At 71.1% G+C, this 16530-nt stretch carries 16 protein-coding genes; 7 read left to right on the top strand and 9 right to left on the bottom strand.

All coding sequences use genetic code 11. The features are described from left to right. Positions 1–83: 83 nt before the first annotated feature. From RTA_RS07640 to imuA, 4 genes are read right to left on the bottom strand one after another with little or no spacing between them, the layout of a single operon-like run. On the bottom strand, positions 84–656 hold the full coding sequence (locus RTA_RS07640; RefSeq protein ID WP_013900816.1) for a 2'-5' RNA ligase family protein: 573 nt from the start codon (positions 654–656) through the stop codon (positions 84–86). Further along, a complete protein-coding gene (locus RTA_RS07635) occupies positions 656–3997 on the bottom strand; it encodes an error-prone DNA polymerase (RefSeq protein WP_013900815.1) in 3342 nt (1113 codons plus the stop codon). The genes RTA_RS07640 and RTA_RS07635 overlap by 1 nt, the downstream gene beginning before the upstream one ends. Beyond that, positions 3990–5291 (bottom strand): DNA polymerase Y subunit UmuC family protein, encoded by a 1302-nt coding sequence (locus tag RTA_RS07630; protein WP_013900814.1) that lies wholly within the window; start codon positions 5289–5291, stop codon positions 3990–3992. The genes RTA_RS07635 and RTA_RS07630 overlap by 8 nt, the downstream gene beginning before the upstream one ends. Continuing rightward, complete coding sequence (gene imuA / locus RTA_RS07625; RefSeq protein ID WP_013900813.1) at positions 5260–6015, bottom strand: translesion DNA synthesis-associated protein ImuA; 756 nt, start codon at positions 6013–6015, stop codon at positions 5260–5262. The genes RTA_RS07630 and imuA overlap by 32 nt, the downstream gene beginning before the upstream one ends. 83 nt (positions 6016–6098) lie before the next feature. On the opposite strand from imuA, the gene RTA_RS07620 reads away from it, so the two are divergent. The 5 genes from RTA_RS07620 (at position 6099) to RTA_RS07600 (ending at position 11493) form a co-directional block, all read left to right on the top strand. Further along, positions 6099–7286: a PDDEXK nuclease domain-containing protein gene (locus RTA_RS07620; protein WP_013900812.1), complete on the top strand. Its 1188-nt coding sequence runs from the start codon at positions 6099–6101 to the stop codon at positions 7284–7286. 44 nt (positions 7287–7330) lie between these two features. Beyond that, positions 7331–9187, top strand: coding sequence for an ABC transporter ATP-binding protein (locus RTA_RS07615; protein WP_013900811.1), 1857 nt, complete (start codon positions 7331–7333; stop codon positions 9185–9187). Beyond that, positions 9184–9753, top strand: coding sequence for a DNA-3-methyladenine glycosylase (locus RTA_RS07610; RefSeq protein WP_013900810.1), 570 nt, complete (start codon positions 9184–9186; stop codon positions 9751–9753). The genes RTA_RS07615 and RTA_RS07610 overlap by 4 nt, the downstream gene beginning before the upstream one ends. 201 nt (positions 9754–9954) lie before the next feature. Further along, positions 9955–10824 (top strand): DMT family transporter, encoded by an 870-nt coding sequence (locus RTA_RS07605; RefSeq protein ID WP_041675181.1) that lies wholly within the window; start codon positions 9955–9957, stop codon positions 10822–10824. Between the two features lie 66 nt (positions 10825–10890). Then, positions 10891–11493, top strand: coding sequence for a thioredoxin fold domain-containing protein (locus tag RTA_RS07600; RefSeq protein ID WP_013900808.1), 603 nt, complete (start codon positions 10891–10893; stop codon positions 11491–11493). 16 nt (positions 11494–11509) lie between these two features. Here the strand turns inward: RTA_RS07600 and RTA_RS20175 are convergent, their stop codons facing one another. The 3 genes from RTA_RS20175 to RTA_RS07585 all read right to left on the bottom strand — a co-directional run bounded on the left by RTA_RS20175 (position 11510) and on the right by RTA_RS07585 (position 13466). After that, entirely contained in the window at positions 11510–12001 is a 492-nt protein-coding gene (locus RTA_RS20175) for a hypothetical protein (protein WP_013900807.1), read from the bottom strand. A 120-nt stretch (positions 12002–12121) separates the two neighbouring features. Continuing rightward, positions 12122–12757: a 3-oxoacid CoA-transferase subunit B gene (locus tag RTA_RS07590; RefSeq protein WP_013900806.1), complete on the bottom strand. Its 636-nt coding sequence runs from the start codon at positions 12755–12757 to the stop codon at positions 12122–12124. A 10-nt stretch (positions 12758–12767) separates the two neighbouring features. Next, positions 12768–13466, bottom strand: coding sequence for a CoA transferase subunit A (locus tag RTA_RS07585; protein ID WP_013900805.1), 699 nt, complete (start codon positions 13464–13466; stop codon positions 12768–12770). Positions 13467–13564: 98 nt separating this feature from the next. Between RTA_RS07585 and RTA_RS07580 the strand changes: the two genes are divergently transcribed. Continuing rightward, positions 13565–14110 (top strand): PAS and helix-turn-helix domain-containing protein, encoded by a 546-nt coding sequence (locus tag RTA_RS07580; protein ID WP_013900804.1) that lies wholly within the window; start codon positions 13565–13567, stop codon positions 14108–14110. Positions 14111–14120: 10 nt separating this feature from the next. On the opposite strand, the gene RTA_RS21105 is transcribed toward RTA_RS07580, so the two are convergent. Together RTA_RS21105 and RTA_RS07565 are read right to left on the bottom strand one after the other, a co-directional pair. Then, positions 14121–15338, bottom strand: coding sequence for a lysozyme inhibitor LprI family protein (locus RTA_RS21105; RefSeq protein ID WP_049871245.1), 1218 nt, complete (start codon positions 15336–15338; stop codon positions 14121–14123). A 127-nt stretch (positions 15339–15465) separates the two neighbouring features. Further along, complete coding sequence (locus RTA_RS07565; protein ID WP_013900802.1) at positions 15466–15849, bottom strand: carboxymuconolactone decarboxylase family protein; 384 nt, start codon at positions 15847–15849, stop codon at positions 15466–15468. Positions 15850–15936: 87 nt separating this feature from the next. Here RTA_RS07565 and RTA_RS07560 point away from each other — a divergent pair, with 87 nt between their 5' ends. Further along, positions 15937–16527 carry a peroxidase-related enzyme gene (locus tag RTA_RS07560; protein ID WP_013900801.1) on the top strand — a complete coding sequence of 197 codons (591 nt, stop codon included), beginning with the start codon at positions 15937–15939 and terminating at the stop codon, positions 16525–16527. The last annotated feature ends 3 nt before the right edge of the window (positions 16528–16530 follow it).

Genomic DNA, 16530 nt, shown 5'->3' with positions numbered 1-16530 from the left:
AAGGACCTGTCACTGGCTCTTAAGGTTGAAGCGGCAAGCCTGGAGTGTCGGGCGGCCGCATCGGTCCGCAGCAAGCACAGGGCTCAGTTGACAGGCGGCACTCCTGCCGGGTAGCGCGCCAACACCACATGCCGGGCTGCGGGCACCAGCGGCGGCAGCTGCGACCAGACCAGCGCGAACTCGTACAGCGTGAAAGCAAAGCCGGCCGGGCCGGCCGGGGGCCGGGCGCCGGCGGCCTTGCGCGCCAGGGTCAGGTGCGGCTGCCAGTCGGCCCCGCACGCGAAGCCGTGGCGCTGCAGCGACTGGCGCATGCGCTCTCGCTGCGCGCGCAGGCCAGCATGCTCGTCGGGCAGCAGCACGGCGACGCCATTGCGCCAGACGGCCGGCGTGCGCAGTGCGAGCGACAAGGGCGGCATGGGCGTGGCGGCCAGGGCCTGGCGTAGCGCAGGCTCGTCGCGCGTGGCCACCTCGCCCAGGAAGAACAGGGTGATGTGCAGCCGTTCGGCCGGCACCAGCGACGGGCGCGCGGCCCAGGCCCAGCCGTCGCGCCAAGCGGCGATGGCCCGCTGCGTGGCGGTGTCGGGCTGCAGGCCCACGAACAGGCGACGGCTGGGTTCGGCCGGGAACGGCATGGCCAGTTGCTGGTACGGCTGCATCAATGGAAGTCCCGGCTGCGGGTGCCGTGGCGGCCCAGTCGGCCCAGCAGCGGCGTGAGGTCTTCCGTCTGGCGTGCCAGCAAATGGCGCACCCGGCCGCCGCTGTCCACGTCGCGCTGCCACACGCCTTCCACCGCCAGCAGGCGCGAGCGCAGCAGCGCGTCGCGCTGGGCCTGCACCACATGGTCCCAGACGATCACGTTGACCGTACCGGTCTCGTCTTCCAGCAGGATGAACAGGGTGCCCTTGGCGGTGGGCGGGCGCTGGCGCATGCTGACGATGCCGCAGGCGCGCGCCGGGCTGCCGTGCGGCAGTTCGCGCAGCGCCTGGGCCGTGAGCCAGCCTTGCGCGGCCAAGCGCGGGCGCAGCAGCGCCAGCGGGTGGCGCCTCAAGGAAAAGCCGGTGGCGGCGTAGTCGAACACCACGTCCTCGCCTTCGGGCGCGGCCGGCAGGTGCAGCAATTCCTCCTGCACCGGCGCCCGGCTGAGAAGGCCGGGCGCGTGGCGGGTGGCGGAGGCCGCCCACACCTGCTGGCGGCGGTGCCCGGCCAGGCTGGACAGCGCGTCGGCCGCGGACAGGGCGTTCATGTCCTTCAAGTCCAGCGCCGCGCGCAGGGCCAGGTCTTCCACGCTGGTGAAGGTCCCGCCGGCGCGGGCGGCCACGATGCGCTGGGCGCCTCGGGTGCTGAGGCCGGCGACCAGGCGCAGGCCGAGGCGGACGCAGGGTTGCAGGGTGTTGCCCTGGCCGGGAGCACCCTCACCCCGGCCCTCTCCCGGGGGGAGAGGGAGAGGGAGTAAGTCACTCGGCGGCTCGAGGGTGCAGTCGAAATCGCTCAGCGCCACGTCCACCGGCCGCACCTCGATGCCATGGCGCCGCGCATCCTGGATCAGCTGCGAAGGCGAGTAGAAGCCCATGGGCTGGGCATTGAGCATGGCCGCCAGGAAGCAGCCCGGCTCGTGGCACTTGAACCAGCTGCTGAAGTACACCAGCAGGGCGAAGCCGGCGGCATGGCTCTCCGGGAAGCCGTACTCGCCGAAACCCTCGATCTGCTTGAAGATGCCTTCGGCAAAGTCGCGCGGGTAGTCGTTGCCCACCATGCCTTCGACCAGCGGCTCCCTGAAACGGTGCACGCCGCCGCGGCGCGACCAGGCGGCCATGGAGCGGCGCAGCGCATCGGCCTGGTCGGCGCTGAACTTCGCGGCCACCATGGCCAGCTGCATCACCTGCTCCTGGAAGATGGGCACGCCCAGCGTGCGGCCCAGCGGGCCAGCCAGTTCGTGCTTGATGTAGTGGATGGGCAGGCCGCGGCGGCGGCGCTCGCGCGCTTTCAGGTAGGGATGGACCATGCCGCCCTGGATGGGGCCCGGCCGCACGATGGCGACCTCGACCACCAGGTCGTAGTACTCGCGCGGCTTGAGGCGCGGCAGCATGGACATCTGGGCCCGGCTCTCGATCTGGAACACGCCCACGGTGTCGGCCCTGCAGATCATGTCGTAGACCGCGGGATCCTCCTTGGGCAGCTGCTGCAGCGTCCAGCTCCGCCCGCGCCACTGGTTGGCCAGCTGCAGGCAGCGGCGCAGCGCGCTGAGCATGCCCAGGGCCAGCACGTCCACCTTGAGCAGGTTCATCGCCTCCAGGTCGTCCTTGTCCCACTGGATCACGCTGCGCCCGGGCATGGAGGCCTTCTCGATGGGCACCAGGCGGGTGAGCTTGTCCTGCGTGAGCACGAAGCCGCCCACGTGCTGCGAGAGGTGCCGCGGGAAGCCCCGCAGCTGGCCGGCCAGCTGCAGCCACAGGCGCAGCTTGTGCGGCGCTTCCTCGACGCCCAGCGCCTGCGCCACTTCCACCAGCCGGTCCACCGCCACCTCCTTGTCGAACCAGAAGTGGTCCTTGGCGAAGGCATCGACCAGGCGCGCGTCCACGCCCAGCGCCCTGCCCACGTCGCGGATGGCCATGCGGGTGCGGTAGCGCACCACCACCGCGGCGATGGCGGCGCGCTCGCGGCCGTACTTGCCGTAGATGTACTGGATCACCTGCTCGCGGCGCTGGTGCTCGAAATCGACGTCGATATCCGGCGCCTCGTCGCGCTCGCGGCTGATGAAGCGCTCGAACAGCATGCTGGCGAACTCGGGCGCGATCTCGGTGATGCCCAGGCAGTAGCACACCAGCGAGTTGGCGGCCGAGCCGCGGCCCTGGCACAGGATGCCCTGGTCGCGGGCGTAGCGCACGATGTCCTCCACGGTCAGGAAGAACATCTCGTAGCGCTTCTCGCGGATCAGGCGCAGCTCGTGCCTGATCTGCTTGCGATGGTCGTCGATCGCGCCATCCGGGTAACGCCGCCTCGCGCCAAGCAAGGTGAGCCGCACCAGCTGGCCCATGGGCGTGCGGCCCGGCGGCACCGGTTCCCGCGGGTAGTTGTACTGGATGTCCTCCAGCCTGAAGGTGCAGCGCCTGGCCACCTCCTGCGTGGCCGCCAGCAACCCGGGCGGATACACCTGGGCCAGGTGCGCGCGGTAATGCAGGTAGCGCTGGGCATTGGGCTGCAGGGCGAAGCCGCACTCGGCCACAGTGGCGCCCTCGCGCACGGCGGTCACCACGTCCAGCAGGTTCTTGCGCGAGCGCTTGTGCATCACGGCGCCGCCGCAGGCCACCAGCGGCACGCCCACGTGCCCGCCGGCCTCGCGCAGCAAGGCCAGCCACAGGTCGTCGCCCAGCTCGCCCGGCAGCTCGACGCCCAGCCAGAGCCGGGGGCCGAAGTGGCCCGCCGCCCGCTGCAGCCCGGCCTGGAGGGCTTGTGCATCCATCGCCTCCGGCCGGTCGCGCCGGGGCACGTAGAGGATCTCGCAGCCGGCCAGCAGGGCCAGGTCGCTGCATTCCCAGCCGACCACGTACTCGCCCTTGTCCGCCGGCGCGCGCGCGGCGGTGATGAATTCGCACAGGTCGCCCCAGCCGAAGGTGTTGCGCGGCAGGGCCACCAGCGTCGCCTCGGGGAAACGGAACTCGGCGCCGTACAGCAGGCGGAAAGGACGCTTGCGTTTTTCCGCCGGGTATTTCGCTTCCAGCTCGGCGATGTCCTTGAGGTAGTCGCGCAGGCCGATGTGGGCCTGCACCACGCCGGCGACCGAGCATTCATCGGTGATGGCCAGGGCCTCGTAGCCCAGGTTGTAGGCGCGCTCCACCAGCTCGTGCGGATGCGAGGCGCCGCGCTGGAAGCTGAAGTTGCTCAGGCAGTGCAGCTCGGCATAACGGGGCAAAGGGTCGGGCGTGTCGCCCAGGACGGGCGGCAGGTCCCCGTCCTCGGGCCAGGGGGTCTGGAAGGTCTTGTCAGGGGACTCAGGCATACCAGCCCTGCAGGTACCAGCGCAAATGCCGCTTCGGCCAGCCGCCCTCGCCTTCGCGCACCGTGTGCTCGCAGAAGATCCACAGCAGGCCGGCCTGCTCGCTGCGGGCGATGAAGCAGTCGCGCACCACGGCGCCGCCCTCCTCCCACCAGCCGGTCTCCACCCGCTGGCGCCGCGTCAGCAGGCGCAGCGGTCCTTCGTACCAGGGGCGGTTGTCGCGCACCTCCAGCGGCAAGGGCTGGGGCAGCAGCCAGGAGGGATAGAGCACGTCGCCGGGCTGGACGGCCGCGGCCGTCTGCACCGGCCCAGGGGAAGCGGCCGGCACCCAGCGCTGCATGCGCTCGGGACGCCAATCGGCCTGGGCCTGCGGCATCCGCACGTTGTGCGCGCCCAGCCGGGCCGACAGCCGCTCGACGAGCTGGTGCAGCGGCTCGCCCTGGGGGTTGTCCTCGGGCAGGAAGCTGCGGCTGGCGCCGGCCCAGGGCCGGGTATCCAGCGAGCGCAGCCGCAGCTGGCTGGCCGGCGCCGCCAGCCGGGCGCGCCCCAGGTGCTCGCCCACCAGCCGGCGCAGGTGACCGAGGTCCTGCGTGGGTTGGGCGGTGCGCACGGCCAGCTGCTCGTGGGAGGGCAGCCTCACGCCGTCCAGGCGCTTCAAGTCCAGCGTCCATTCCAGCTCCAGCGCCAGCACGCCCCGGTGCCGGGCCTGCAGCCATGCCTGCAGCTGCGCCAGCAGGCGTTGCGCGGTGCCCATCAGCTCGGGCGCGCCGGTGGCCAGCGTCGGCAACTCGAGCTTCAGGTCGAACGCCTGCGGCAGCGCGAGCCAGGCATGGCGCTCGGGCCGCTCGCCATAGGCCGCGTCCAGCGCCTCCAGCAATGCGGCGCCGAAGCGCCGCGCCACGCCGCCACGCGGCAAGGCGCGCAGCCCGCCCCAGCTGTTGCAGCCTGCGCGGGCCAGCGTGGCCATGTGCTCCTGGGCCGCGTCCAGCACCTCCAGGGGCAGCCCGCCGGGCAGAACGGCGGGAGGTGGCTGGCCGCGCAGGCGCAGCCGCAGCAAGGCCAGGGCCACCAGGGAAGTGGCGCCTTGCGCCCAGGCAAAGGGGGCTGCCAGCCCATGGTCGTCCTGCAAGACCTGATGCAGCAGGCGGTTGCGGCCGCCGAACAGCCGCTCGCTGCCCGAGACCTCCAGCAGCAAGGCCCGCCCGACCTGCGCCACGCGCGGGGTGAACTGCAGCGCCCGCCAGCCCCAGGCGGCGAGCTCGTCCTCATGGGAGGGCCAGAGGGCGATCCAGTGCATGCAAGCTCCTGTTGTCGGGAAGGGAGGCGGGCTGGGCCGTGTCATGGCCCGTGCCTTTGCGTGCCGCCAGCAGCGCCGCCAGGCGTGCCGGCCAGGCCGGCAGCACCACGGGCGTGGCCAGGGGCGGGCCGCGGCGTTTGAGGATGTGCACCTGCAGCGCCTCCACCCCCTCGGCCAGCAGGCGCAGGCGCGCTGGCGAGGCCTGGTGCCGCGCACGCAGGCCGCGGAACACGATCAGCAGCCGCTGACGCTGCTGGGCCGCCAGATGCAGCCGGCGCAGCTCGGCAGCGGCGGCCTGCGGCAGCCAGGCCAGCACGGCCGCCACCTCGGCGCAGCGCAGGGCCTGCTCGGCCGCCCAGAGCCGCGCGGCGGGCGGGTCCGCCCGCACGCACAGCAGCCGGTCGCAGGCCAGCCCTTGCGCTGCCAGGCAGGGACCGAAAGGCTCGAAGGGGGCGCCCACCAGCACCACCGGCCCGGCCTGCTGTCCCGCCGCCTGCACCAGCGCCGGCAGCAGCAGCTGCCAGACATGCTGCTGCGGCCGCGCCTGCAGCACCTCGACCATGCCGTCCAGCGGCCAGCCGCCGCCGGGCAGCTGCGCGGCCAGCGCCGGATGGCCGCTGGGCAGGGTCCGGCTTTCGGTTGCCAGTTCGCGCAGCCGCCAGACATCGGGCCGGTTCAGAAAGGAAAAGGAGGAACAGCGGGGCAACGGGGAAGAGAGTGACACGGCGGCCTTGTCAATTTACCTGTTTATTTATACAGTATCCCAAGCGCGTGTCGTCATGCGCGCAGTGACCAGGGAGTTAAAAAATGGCTGAGAGCAAGCACAAGGCGGTGCCGCACCGTCCTGGGCAGGGCGCCCCCCGGAAGGCACGCCCACCGGCAACGCCAGCCGCCAATGCCGATTACGAAACCATCCACGGCGGCATCGTCGACCTGCTGCAAGCCGCCCGCATCGCGGCCGCGCGCAGCGTCAACGCACTGATGACCGTCAGCTACTGGGAGATCGGCCACCGCATCGTGGAAGCTGAGCAGAAAGGCAGGCGCAAGGCCGACTATGGCGAGGTGCTGATCAAGCGGCTCGCGCTGGACCTCACGGCCCGGTTCGGGCGCGGCTTCGGCTGGCGCAACCTTTTCCAGATGCGCGCCTTCTACCTGGCCTGGCCCGGGATATTGCAGACACCGTCTGCAATATCGGCAAGCGCGACGCCCGAGAACCTGGCGGCGCTGGCCGGCCATTTCCCCCTGCCCTGGTCGGCCTACGTGCGCCTGCTGTCCGTGAAGGACGAGCAGGCCCGCGCCTTCTACCAGGCCGAAGCGCTGCGCGGCGGCTGGAGCGTGCGCCAGCTCGACCGCCAGATCGGCAGCCAGTTCTACGAGCGCACCGCGCTGTCGCGCGACAAGGCGGCCATGCTGGCGCGCGGCCAGGCGCCCCGGCCCGAGGACGCCCTGGGTACGGACGCCGCCATCAAGGACCCGTACGTGCTGGAGTTCCTGGACCTGAAGGACGACTACTCCGAAAGCGAGCTCGAGGAGGCGCTGATCCACCGGCTGCAGGACTTCCTGCTCGAGCTGGGGGACGACTTCGCCTTCATCGGGCGCCAGAAGCGCCTGCGCATCGACGACAGCTGGTTCCGCGTCGACCTGGTGTTCTTCCACCGCCGGCTGCGCTGCCTGGTCATCATCGACCTGAAGGTCGGCCGGTTCAGCTACGCGGACGCCGGGCAGATGCACCTGTACCTGAACTACGCCAAGGCCAACTGGATGCGCGCCGACGAGAACCCGCCGGTGGGCCTGATCCTGTGCAGCGAGAAAGGCGCGGCCGAGGCCCGCTACGCGCTGGAAGGGCTGCCCAACAAGGTGATGGCATCCGAGTACCAGACCGTGCTGCCCAGCGAAGCCCAGATCGCCAGGGAACTGGCGGAAACCACGCGCCTGCTGGCACTGCGCAAGCCGTCGGGTGATGGCCCTTCGGGACTGCAAGGCCCGGGGCTCTGAGGCAAACTTGATCGCTTTGCCGGCCAGCCCGAAAGACTCGCCTCTTGTTCCGCCTCTTCGAAAAACTCCTCCATCCCTACCCCGAAGCCGAGCCGCCGCTCCCCCCCAAGCGCTTCCTGCCCTTCGTCTGGGCCTGCACCCGCGGCCTGCGCGGCTACATCGCCTGGCTGGCGCTGCTGAGCGCGACGGTTTCCGCCTATGAAGCCGCCCTGTTCTGGATGCTGGGCCGCATCGTCGACTGGCTGGGCAACGTGCAGCCCGCGCGGCTGTGGCAGGAGCAGGGGCCGCTGCTGCTGGTGCTGGGCCTGGTGCTGGCGGCCAGCACGGGCATCGTCGCGCTGCAGACCATCGTCAAGCACCAGACGCTGGCCATCAACTTCCCCCTGCGGCTGCGCTGGAATTTCCACCGGCTGATGCTGGGCCAGAGCATGGCCTTCTATGCCGACGAGTTCGCCGGCCGCATCACCACCAAGGTGATGCAGACGGCGCTGGCGGTGCGCGAGATGGTGTTCACCACGACCGAGGTGATCATCGGCGTCGGCGTGTACTTCGTCACCATCGTCGGGCTGGCCGGCACCTTCGACGCGCGGCTGATGCTGCCGTTCGCCGGCTGGCTGGTGCTGTACGGCATCTCCGTCTGGTACTTCGTGCCGCGCCTGGGCCGCATCGGCAAGGCGCAGGCCGACGCGCGGGCCATGCTCACCGGCCGCATCACCGACGCCTACACCAACATCTCCACGGTCAAGCTGTTCTCGCACACCCACCGCGAAGCCGGCTTCGCGCGGCAGGCGATGCGGGAGTTCCAGGCCACAGGCTACCGCCAGATGCGGCTGGTCAGCGCCTTCGAGATCGTCAACCATGCCCTGGTGGTGGGGCTGATCCTGGCCGTGACGGGCTTTTCGCTGTGGCTGTGGACGCGCGGCCAGGTCGGCGTCGGCGCGGTGGCGGCGGTGACGGCCATGGCCCTGCGCATCGCCGGCATCTCGCACTGGATCATGTGGGAGATGGCCTCGCTGTTCGAGAACGTGGGCACCGTGCAGGACGGCATCGCCACGCTGACGCGGCCGCGTGCGGTGCTCGACGCGCCGGGCGCGAAGCCCCTGCGCGTGACGCGGGGCGAGGTGCGCTTCGAGGAGGTGCGCTTCGGCTACGGCAAGCCCGCGCCGGTGATCGACCACTTCAACCTCACGGTGCGCGCGGGCGAGAAGATCGGGCTGATCGGCCGCTCCGGCGCCGGCAAGTCCACCCTGGTCAACCTGCTGCTGCGCTTTTACGATCCTGAAGGCGGCCGCATCCTGATCGACGGCCAGGACATCGCGCAGGTGACGCAGGACAGCCTGCGCAGCCACATCGGCATGGTGACGCAGGACACCTCGCTGCTGCACCGCTCGGTGCGCGACAACATCCTGTACGGCCGGCCCACGGCGTCACAGGAGGAGATGGTGCGCGCCGCCCGGCGCGCCGAGGCGCACGACTTCATCCAGCACCTGACGGACCTGCAGGGCCGCAAGGGCTACGAGGCGCACGTGGGCGAGCGCGGCGTCAAGCTCTCGGGCGGCCAGCGCCAGCGCATCGCCATCGCCCGCGTCATGCTCAAGGATGCGCCCATCCTGCTGCTGGACGAGGCCACCAGCGCGCTGGACTCGGAGGTGGAGGCCGCCATCCAGGCCAGCCTTCAGGAGCTGATGCAGGGCAAGACCGTGATCGCCATCGCGCACCGCCTGTCCACCATCGCCGCCATGGACCGGCTGGTGGTGATGGACCAGGGCCGCATCGTCGAAGAAGGCGACCACCGCGGCCTGCTGGCGCAGGGCGGGCTGTACGCGCGGCTGTGGGCGCACCAGAGCGGCGGCTTCTTGGGCGAGGACCAGTACAGCGGCGCGGAGCAGGCAGTGAAATGAGCCGCCCGCTCGTGCCCGAGGATTTCGCCGCCGACGCGCCGGTCGTGGCGCGCGCACTGATCGGCGCCACGCTGCTGGTCGACGGCGTGGGCGGCATCATCGTGGAGACCGAGGCCTACGACCGGGATGACCCGGCCTCGCACACCCATGGCGGCCCGACGCCGCGCAATCAGTCCATGTTCGGCCCGCCCGGCCGCAGCTACGTGTACCGCTCCTACGGCATCCACTGGTGCCTGAACTTCGTCTGCCGCGAGGAAGGGCACGGCGCGGGCGTGCTGATCCGCGCGCTGGAACCCACGCACGGCCTGGAGCGCATGCGCGAGCGCCGGGGGGTGCAGGAGACCCGCCTGCTGTGCAGCGGTCCCGGCCGCGTGGGCCAGGCGCTGGGCATCACCCGCGCGCTCAACGCGCAGCGTCTCGACCGGCCGCCGTTCCAGGTGCTGGCTGCGCCGCAGCGGGCGCCCGAGGTGACGGTGGGCCCGCGCATCGGCATCTCCAAGGCCATGGACGTGCCCTGGCGTTTCGGGCTGGCGGGCTCGCCCTACCTCAGCCAGCGCTTCCGCTAGAGGCCGTGCAGGCGCTATAGTCCGCCCATGCGTTCCATCGCACCTCCCGTCTCGCCCCCGCTCAGCCCGCCCGCCGCACGGCGGGTCTGAGCACAGCCTTTTCCTCCCTCCAGTTCCGCATGCGCCACGGCGCATCGCGCTGCCGCATTCACATGTGCGGCGGCGCTGGGGTCCATGGCTTTCTTCGAGACATGTGTTTTCATGCGTACGCATCTTTTCGCGGTGGCGGCCTGGGGCCCCACCGCCTTGTTCGTGCTTCTGTGGAGCAGCGGCGCGCTGTTCGCCCAGGCCGGCCTGGCCCATGCCAGCCCCTTCGCCTTCCTGGCGCTGCGCTTCGTCCTGGCCTGCGCGGTGCTGGCCGTGCTGGCCGCGGCACGGGGCCGCTGGCTGCCGCGCCCGGGCCAGCGGGGCCTGGCGGCCGCCACGGGTCTCATCCTGCTGGGCGGCTATTCCATCTGCTACCTGCTGGCGCTGGACGCCGGCCTGAGCGCCGGTGGACTGGCAACGCTGCTGGGCGTGCAGCCCATCCTGACCCTGCTGCTGCTCGAGCGCAGGTTGGCCTGGCGCCGCCTGGGCGGCCTGACCCTGGCCCTGGCGGGCCTGACGCTGGTGGTGGTCGACAGCCTGATGGCCACGCGCATGGGCTGGGCCGGGGCCGGTTTCGGCCTGGCCGCCCTGGCTTGCGCCACGGCCGGCACGCTGCTGCAAAAGCGGCTGGACGGCGAGCCGCTGGACCTGCTGCCCTTGCAGCACGGCTGCGCCCTGCTGCTGTGCGGGCTGTTCCTGCCTTTCCAACCGCTGCGCGCCGAATTCGGCCTGGGTTTGCTGGTGTGCCTGGTCTGGCTAGGCGTGGTGATCTCGGTGGCGGCCACCTGGCTGCTGTACCGGCTGATCCGCTCGGGCAGCCTGGTCAACGTCACCAGCCTGTTCTACTTGGTGCCGCCGGGCACCGCCCTGCTGGACTGGCTGGTGCTGGGCCATGCCATGGCGGCGCCGGCCTGGCTGGGCCTGGTGGCCATCCTGGTCGGGCTGCGGCAGGTGCTGGGCACGGGGGTCCGGCCGGCGCCCTGACCCGCGGCGAGATGGGGGCCGGCGGGTTTTTGGTATGTTGCGCGGGTCATCATCGCTTGGCATCCCATGAAAAAACTGTCGCGCAAGACTTTCCTACTCACCGCCCTGCTCGGCCTGGGCCTGGCCGCCTGCAAGGACGCACCGGCGCCCGCCGCCGGAGCCGGCGGCTCCAGCGGCGCCCCGGCGACCGTGTCGGTGGCCGCCGTGGCGGCCGAAGCCAAGGGCTTCACCGTCGGCTCCGAGATGAGCGTGCGGCGGGTGTTCGTTTTCTTCGATCCGCAGTGCCCGCACTGCGCCGCGCTGTGGCAGGCGGCCAAGCCGCTGAAGCCGCAGGCCCGCTTCGTCTGGGTACCGGTGGGCATCATCAACGCCACCAGCGCGGCCCAGGGCGCAGCGATCCTGGGGGCGCCCGACCCGGTCGCAGCGATGGACGCGCACGAGGCCTCGCTGACGGCCAAGCAGGGCGGCATCAGCGCCCAAGGCGACCTGGAGGCGCAGCGCGCCGTGGTCGCGGCCAACACCCAGCTGTTCAACCGCTTCCGTTTCTCCTCCGTGCCGACCGTCGTGGCCAACCATGCGCAGACCGGCGCCCTGGTGGTCCAGGAAGGCTCGATGCCGACGGCTACGCTGGCGGCCGTGCTGGGCCTGCAGCCGCCCGCCACGCCCTGAGCAGGCCGGCCGCGGATCAGCGGGCCGGTGCGCCGCCCATGACGGTGCGCCCCGCGCCCGGCACCGGCGGGGCGTAGGCCTCGGTGACCACCGCGCCGCCGGGGCCTTCCATCACGTTCAGGCCGGGACGCATGTTGGCCGGGCGCTGGGGCACGACCACCACGTCGTTGCCCAGCGGCGTGTGCGGCAGCCCCAGGGCTTCGGCCGTGCCGCGGTCGGTCAGCAGCGGCGTGCTGCCGCCGGCGCGCGCCACCGCCGCCTTGAGGGCCGAGGGCTGGCCGGCCACGTTCTCGACCGGGCACTGGTTGGCGCTGTCGAACACCAGGTGGCCGCCCGGATAGGCCCGGGGCAGGGTCTCGTGCAGCGGCCGGCTCATGTCCACCGGCGGGGTCTGGGCCTGGTAGAGCACCTGGCTGTTCGGGCCATAGACCGTGTAGCAGGTGGCCAGCGCGGCCTGGGACGCGGCCAGGCCCAGCGCGCCGCCGAACACCAGACGAAGAAGTTTCATGGGACCCCCACCGCCGGAAGTTGCGATGCCGCATCTTGGCACGCGCAGGCCGTTTTGGCACGACGGCAAGCGGCTTACCGCCGTGTCAGCCGGAACCCTGTCCCGGCCGGTGCCTGCCCTTCAGTGCAGGGGGACGCCGGTCTTGGACTGCAGGAACTCGCGCGTCACGCCGGGCGCCATCTCGACCACCTTCAGCCCCTGCGGCGTCACGTCCAGCACCGCCAGGTCGGTGATGATGCGGTCGACCACGCCCACCCCGGTCAGCGGCAGGGTGCACTGGGGCAGGATCTTCAGGTCCTCGGTGCCGTCCTTCTTGCGCGCCACGTGCTCCATCAGCACGATCACGCGCTTGACGCCGGCCACCAGGTCCATGGCGCCGCCCATGCCCTTGACCATCTTGCCGGGGATCATCCAGTTGGCCAGGTCGCCCTTCTCGCTGACCTGCATGGCGCCCAGGATGGACAGGTTGATCTTGCCGCCGCGGATCATGGCGAAGCTGTCGTGGCTGCCGAAGATGGAGGAGCCCTTGATGGTGGTGACGGTCTGCTTGCCGGCGTTGATCAGGTCGGCGTCGACCTGGTCCTCGGTGGGGAACGGACCGATGCCCAGCATGCCGTTCTCCGACTGCAGCCACACCTCCTTGTCGCCGGTGAAGTTGGCCACCAGGGTGGGGATGCCGATGCCGAGGTTCACGTAGAAGCCGTCCTCGAGTTCCTGCGCCGCGCGCGCGGCCATCTGGTCTTGGGTCCAGGGCATGTCTTACTCCTCAGGCGGAACGGGTGGTGCGCTTCTCGATGCGCTTCTCGGGGTTCGGGTTGTGCACGATGCGGTGCACGTAGATGCCCGGCAGGTGGACGTCGTCGGGCGCCAGCTCGCCCACTTCCACCACCTTCTCGACCTCGACGATGCAGACCTTGCCGGCCATGGCGCAGGCGGGGTTGAAGTTGCGGGCGGTGAGGTTGAAGCGCAGGTTGCCGGACTTGTCCGCGACGTGGGCCTTGACCAGGGCCACGTCGGGCACCAGCGAGCGCTCCATCACGTAGGTCTCGCCGTCGAACTCGCGCAGCTCCTTGCCCTCGGCCACGATGGTGCCCACGCCGGTCTTGGTGAAGAAGGCCGGGATGCCGGCGCCGCCGGCGCGCAGCTTCTCGGCCAGCGTGCCCTGGGGCGTGAATTCCAGCTCCAGCTCCTTGTTCAGGTACTGGCGCTCGAATTCCTTGTTCTCGCCCACGTAGGACGAGATCATCTTCCTGATCTGCCGCGTCTGCAGCAGCTTGCCCAGGCCGAAGTCGTCGACGCCGGCGTTGTTGGAGATGACGGTGAGGTTCTTCGCGCTCGAGTCGCGCAGCGCATCGATCAGCGCCTCGGGGATGCCGCACAGGCCGAAGCCGCCGACGGCCAGCAGCTGGCCGTCGCGCACCACGCCGTCGAGCGCTGCCGCGGCGGAAGGGAATAGCTTGTTCACGGGGGTTGTCTCCTGGAAACGGGGCGGCCGGGGGGCGCCGGGGGAACCGCTACGATACTACCTAGCGAGCTACGTAGTATCCCGTAAAGAACGACCCGATGGACATCGATTACCGCATCGCCTTCCAGCACGCGCCGGTGGGCCTGTGCCTGTCGCGCAACCGCAGCATCGTGGACTGCAACCAGCAGCTGTGCGACATGTTCGGCGCCACGCGCGAGGCATTGATCGGCCAGTCGTTCCAGGTCCTCTACCCCAGCGCCGACGAATACGAGCGCCTGGGCGCACGCATGGCGCCCATCCTCAATGCCAAGGGCCACTACGCGGACGACCGCATCATGAAGCGCGCCGACGGCGAGGTGTTCTGGTGCCACGTGACCGGCCGCGCCCTGAACCGCGCCGCGCCGCACGAGGCCGGCATCTGGGCGTTCGAGGACCTCAGCTCGCAGCGGCCGGTCAAGGCCGAGCTGACGGCGCGCGAGCGCGAGGTGGCCGCCCGCCTGCTGGACGGCATGACTTCCAAGGAGATCGGCAAGGCGCTGGCCATCAGCCACCGCACGGTGGAGATCTACCGGGCCCGGCTGATGCGCAAGTACAAGGCCAGCACCACGGCCGACCTGGTGCACAAGCTGATGGCCGGGGTCTGAGGCGCCCCGCCTAGCGGGACGCGGTGGTGCGGTCCTGCGAGCGGCGCAGGTCGCCCTCCAGCTGCTGCCGGCGTTCGGCATACCACTGTAGCAGGCAGGAGCGGGTGCGGCAGGTCGCCTCCCGCCGGTTCCATTCCTCGTTGTTCTTGCGATTGAAGGCAGTCGTGCTGGGGGCGGCGCGCTTGGCCTGCGCATGCAGGCGGCCCAGCTCGCGGTCCAGCCGCGCCAGCTCGGCATCCGAGCAGATCATCTTTTCCGGCACGGAGCGCGCCTTGGCGCAGTCGAAGCTGGGCTTGACGCTGGCCACGGCCGGGTCCGGCGGCGTGGTCCTGCCGGCGACCGCAGGAGGCACCGGCGCCGGCGCCGGCTTGCCGGAAGCCACTGGCGGGGGCGCCGGCCTGGCGGTGACGGCTGGAGGGGGAGGTGCCGGCTTGGCCGCCACGGCGGGAGGCGGCGGCGCCGGCTCGGGCCTGGGTGCGGAGGCCTGCGCCGGCGGCTGCGCTTGAGGCGGGGCCTGCTGCGACTGTTGTGCCTGCGGTGCCGGCGCTGGCGGGGGCGGCGGTGCGCTCTCCGGGGCTGCAGCCACCGCCTCGGGCGGGCGGCCGGGCACGGCTGCAGGTGGCACGGCTGCAGGTGGCACGGCTGCAGGTGGCACGGCGTTTGGTGGCCGGGCGGCGACGGCCGTCAGACTCTGCTGCGCCGTCGCTGCGGCAGCGGCGGCCAACTGGGTCTTGGCATGGGCATCACCGTACTGCGCGGTGAAGGCGTGGCGGCTCTCCTGGAGCACCTCCTGCGCGCGCCGGAGCATGTCGCCGCGCGTGCCGCCGCCGAGCGCCGATGCGCCGCCGGGCGCGACCAGTGCCAGGTAGTGGCGGCCCAGCTGGTACTTGGCCTCGGCCACGGCGGGCGCCTGCGGCCCGTCGAGCCGGGCCGCCAGGCGGCAGGCCATGATCAGCGCCACCTCGGTGTCGCGCGTGCGGCCCTGGCCGGCCACCTCGTGGGCCAGCCAGACCAGGCCGGCGGCGTCGGCGGCGGTCTTGCCGTCCAGGTCGGTACGCAGGCGCAACTGGCCGTCGCCCGACCCTCTCTCCGGCGCCATGGGGTCGAAGGCGCATGCCGCGGGGCCCGCGGTCGCCTGCGGCGGCAGACGATCCGCCCTCGTGCTGGCGGCGGGCGTGCCATCGCGCAGCGCAAGCGCCAGGCCGCCTGCCAGCACGAGCGCCAGCATGAACCAGAAAGCGACGAGTGGCCCTCGGGGCTGATTCAAGGCCATTGCCCTACCTTACCCCGGCATCCCCAGGCAGGCCGCGCCTGGTGACACTTTGGTGCAGAAGTGACGCCCGCACGGCCGGCCTTTACTTGCCGCCGTCGATCACCTCCGAGGCCGTGCGGAAGGCGTCGACCGCGGCCGGGAAGCCGCAGTACACGCTGGCATGCAGGAAGATCTCCTGCAGTTCCTCGCGCGTCACGCCGTTGTTGAGCGCCCCGCGCACGTGGATCTTGAGCTCGTGCATGCGGCCCAGCGCCACCAGCATGGACACGGTGACGATACTGCGGGTGCGCAGGTCGATGCCCGGGCGCTGCCAGGTGTTGCCCCAAGCGTGGCGCGTCACCAATTCCTGCAGCGGCGCGGTGAACGGCGTGGCCTTGTCCAGGGCGCCTTGCACGTAGTCGTTGCCCAGCACGGCGCGGCGGGTGGCCAGACCGGCCTGGAGTTCGGGGTCCTGGGGCAGTTGCATCGTCGTCTCCATGGAAGAAAAGGAGCCGCGAGCTTACGCCCGCGGCCCCGCCCCGCGCTAACCTTGGATGCCGAACCAGGAGACACCATGGATGCCCCCCGCTACCCCCTGCCCGAACTGAAGGACCTGCCCGAGGACATGCGCGCGCGCATCCTCGAGGTACAGGAGAAATCCGGCTTCGTGCCCAACGTGTTCCTGGCGCTGGCGCGCCGGCCCGCCGAGTGGCGGGCCTTCTTCGCCTACCACGACGCGCTGATGCTCAAGGAGGAAGGCACCCTGACCAAGGGCGACCGGGAGATGATCGTCACCGCCACCAGCGCCGCCAACCACTGCCTGTACTGCGTGGTGGCGCACGGCGCCATCCTGCGTATCTACGAGAAGAAGCCGCTGGTGGCCGACCAGGTGGCGGTCAACTGGCGCAAGGCCGACATCACGCCGCGCCAGCGCGCCATGCTGGACTTCGCGATGAAGGTCTGCCTGCGCTCGCACGAGGTGGACGACGCCGACTTCCAGGCGCTGCACGCGCACGGCTTCTCGGACGAGGATGCCTGGGACATCGCCGCCATCACCGCCTTCTTCGGCCTGTCCAACCGCATGGCCAACGCCACGGGCATGCAGCCCAATCCCGAGTTCTACCTGCTCGGGCGCGTGCCGCGCGACAAAGGCGCCAGGAAGTAGCGC

Origin of the sequence: Ramlibacter tataouinensis TTB310 (assembly GCF_000215705.1) — a bacterium.
Classification (GTDB): Bacteria; Pseudomonadota; Gammaproteobacteria; order Burkholderiales; family Burkholderiaceae_C; genus Ramlibacter; species Ramlibacter tataouinensis.
Note: the sequence above shows the minus strand (reverse complement) of the source record. Positions and strands in the feature narration are given on the sequence as shown.

Coding starts and splice junctions, on each gene's coding strand:
- RTA_RS07580 (WP_013900804.1), top strand. CDS start 13,565: ATGGACATCGATTACCGCATCGCCTTCCAGCACGCGCCGGTGGGCCTG.
- RTA_RS07565 (WP_013900802.1), bottom strand. CDS start 15,849: ATGCAACTGCCCCAGGACCCCGAACTCCAGGCCGGTCTGGCCACCCGC.
- RTA_RS07605 (WP_041675181.1), top strand. CDS start 9,955: ATGCGTACGCATCTTTTCGCGGTGGCGGCCTGGGGCCCCACCGCCTTG.
- RTA_RS07630 (WP_013900814.1), bottom strand. CDS start 5,291: ATGCACTGGATCGCCCTCTGGCCCTCCCATGAGGACGAGCTCGCCGCC.
- RTA_RS07560 (WP_013900801.1), top strand. CDS start 15,937: ATGGATGCCCCCCGCTACCCCCTGCCCGAACTGAAGGACCTGCCCGAG.
- RTA_RS21105 (WP_049871245.1), bottom strand. CDS start 15,338: ATGCTGGCGCTCGTGCTGGCAGGCGGCCTGGCGCTTGCGCTGCGCGAT.
- RTA_RS07610 (WP_013900810.1), top strand. CDS start 9,184: ATGAGCCGCCCGCTCGTGCCCGAGGATTTCGCCGCCGACGCGCCGGTC.
- RTA_RS07635 (WP_013900815.1), bottom strand. CDS start 3,997: ATGCCTGAGTCCCCTGACAAGACCTTCCAGACCCCCTGGCCCGAGGAC.
- RTA_RS07640 (WP_013900816.1), bottom strand. CDS start 656: ATGCAGCCGTACCAGCAACTGGCCATGCCGTTCCCGGCCGAACCCAGC.
- RTA_RS07620 (WP_013900812.1), top strand. CDS start 6,099: ATGGCTGAGAGCAAGCACAAGGCGGTGCCGCACCGTCCTGGGCAGGGC.
- RTA_RS07600 (WP_013900808.1), top strand. CDS start 10,891: ATGAAAAAACTGTCGCGCAAGACTTTCCTACTCACCGCCCTGCTCGGC.
- RTA_RS20175 (WP_013900807.1), bottom strand. CDS start 12,001: ATGAAACTTCTTCGTCTGGTGTTCGGCGGCGCGCTGGGCCTGGCCGCG.
- RTA_RS07590 (WP_013900806.1), bottom strand. CDS start 12,757: ATGCCCTGGACCCAAGACCAGATGGCCGCGCGCGCGGCGCAGGAACTC.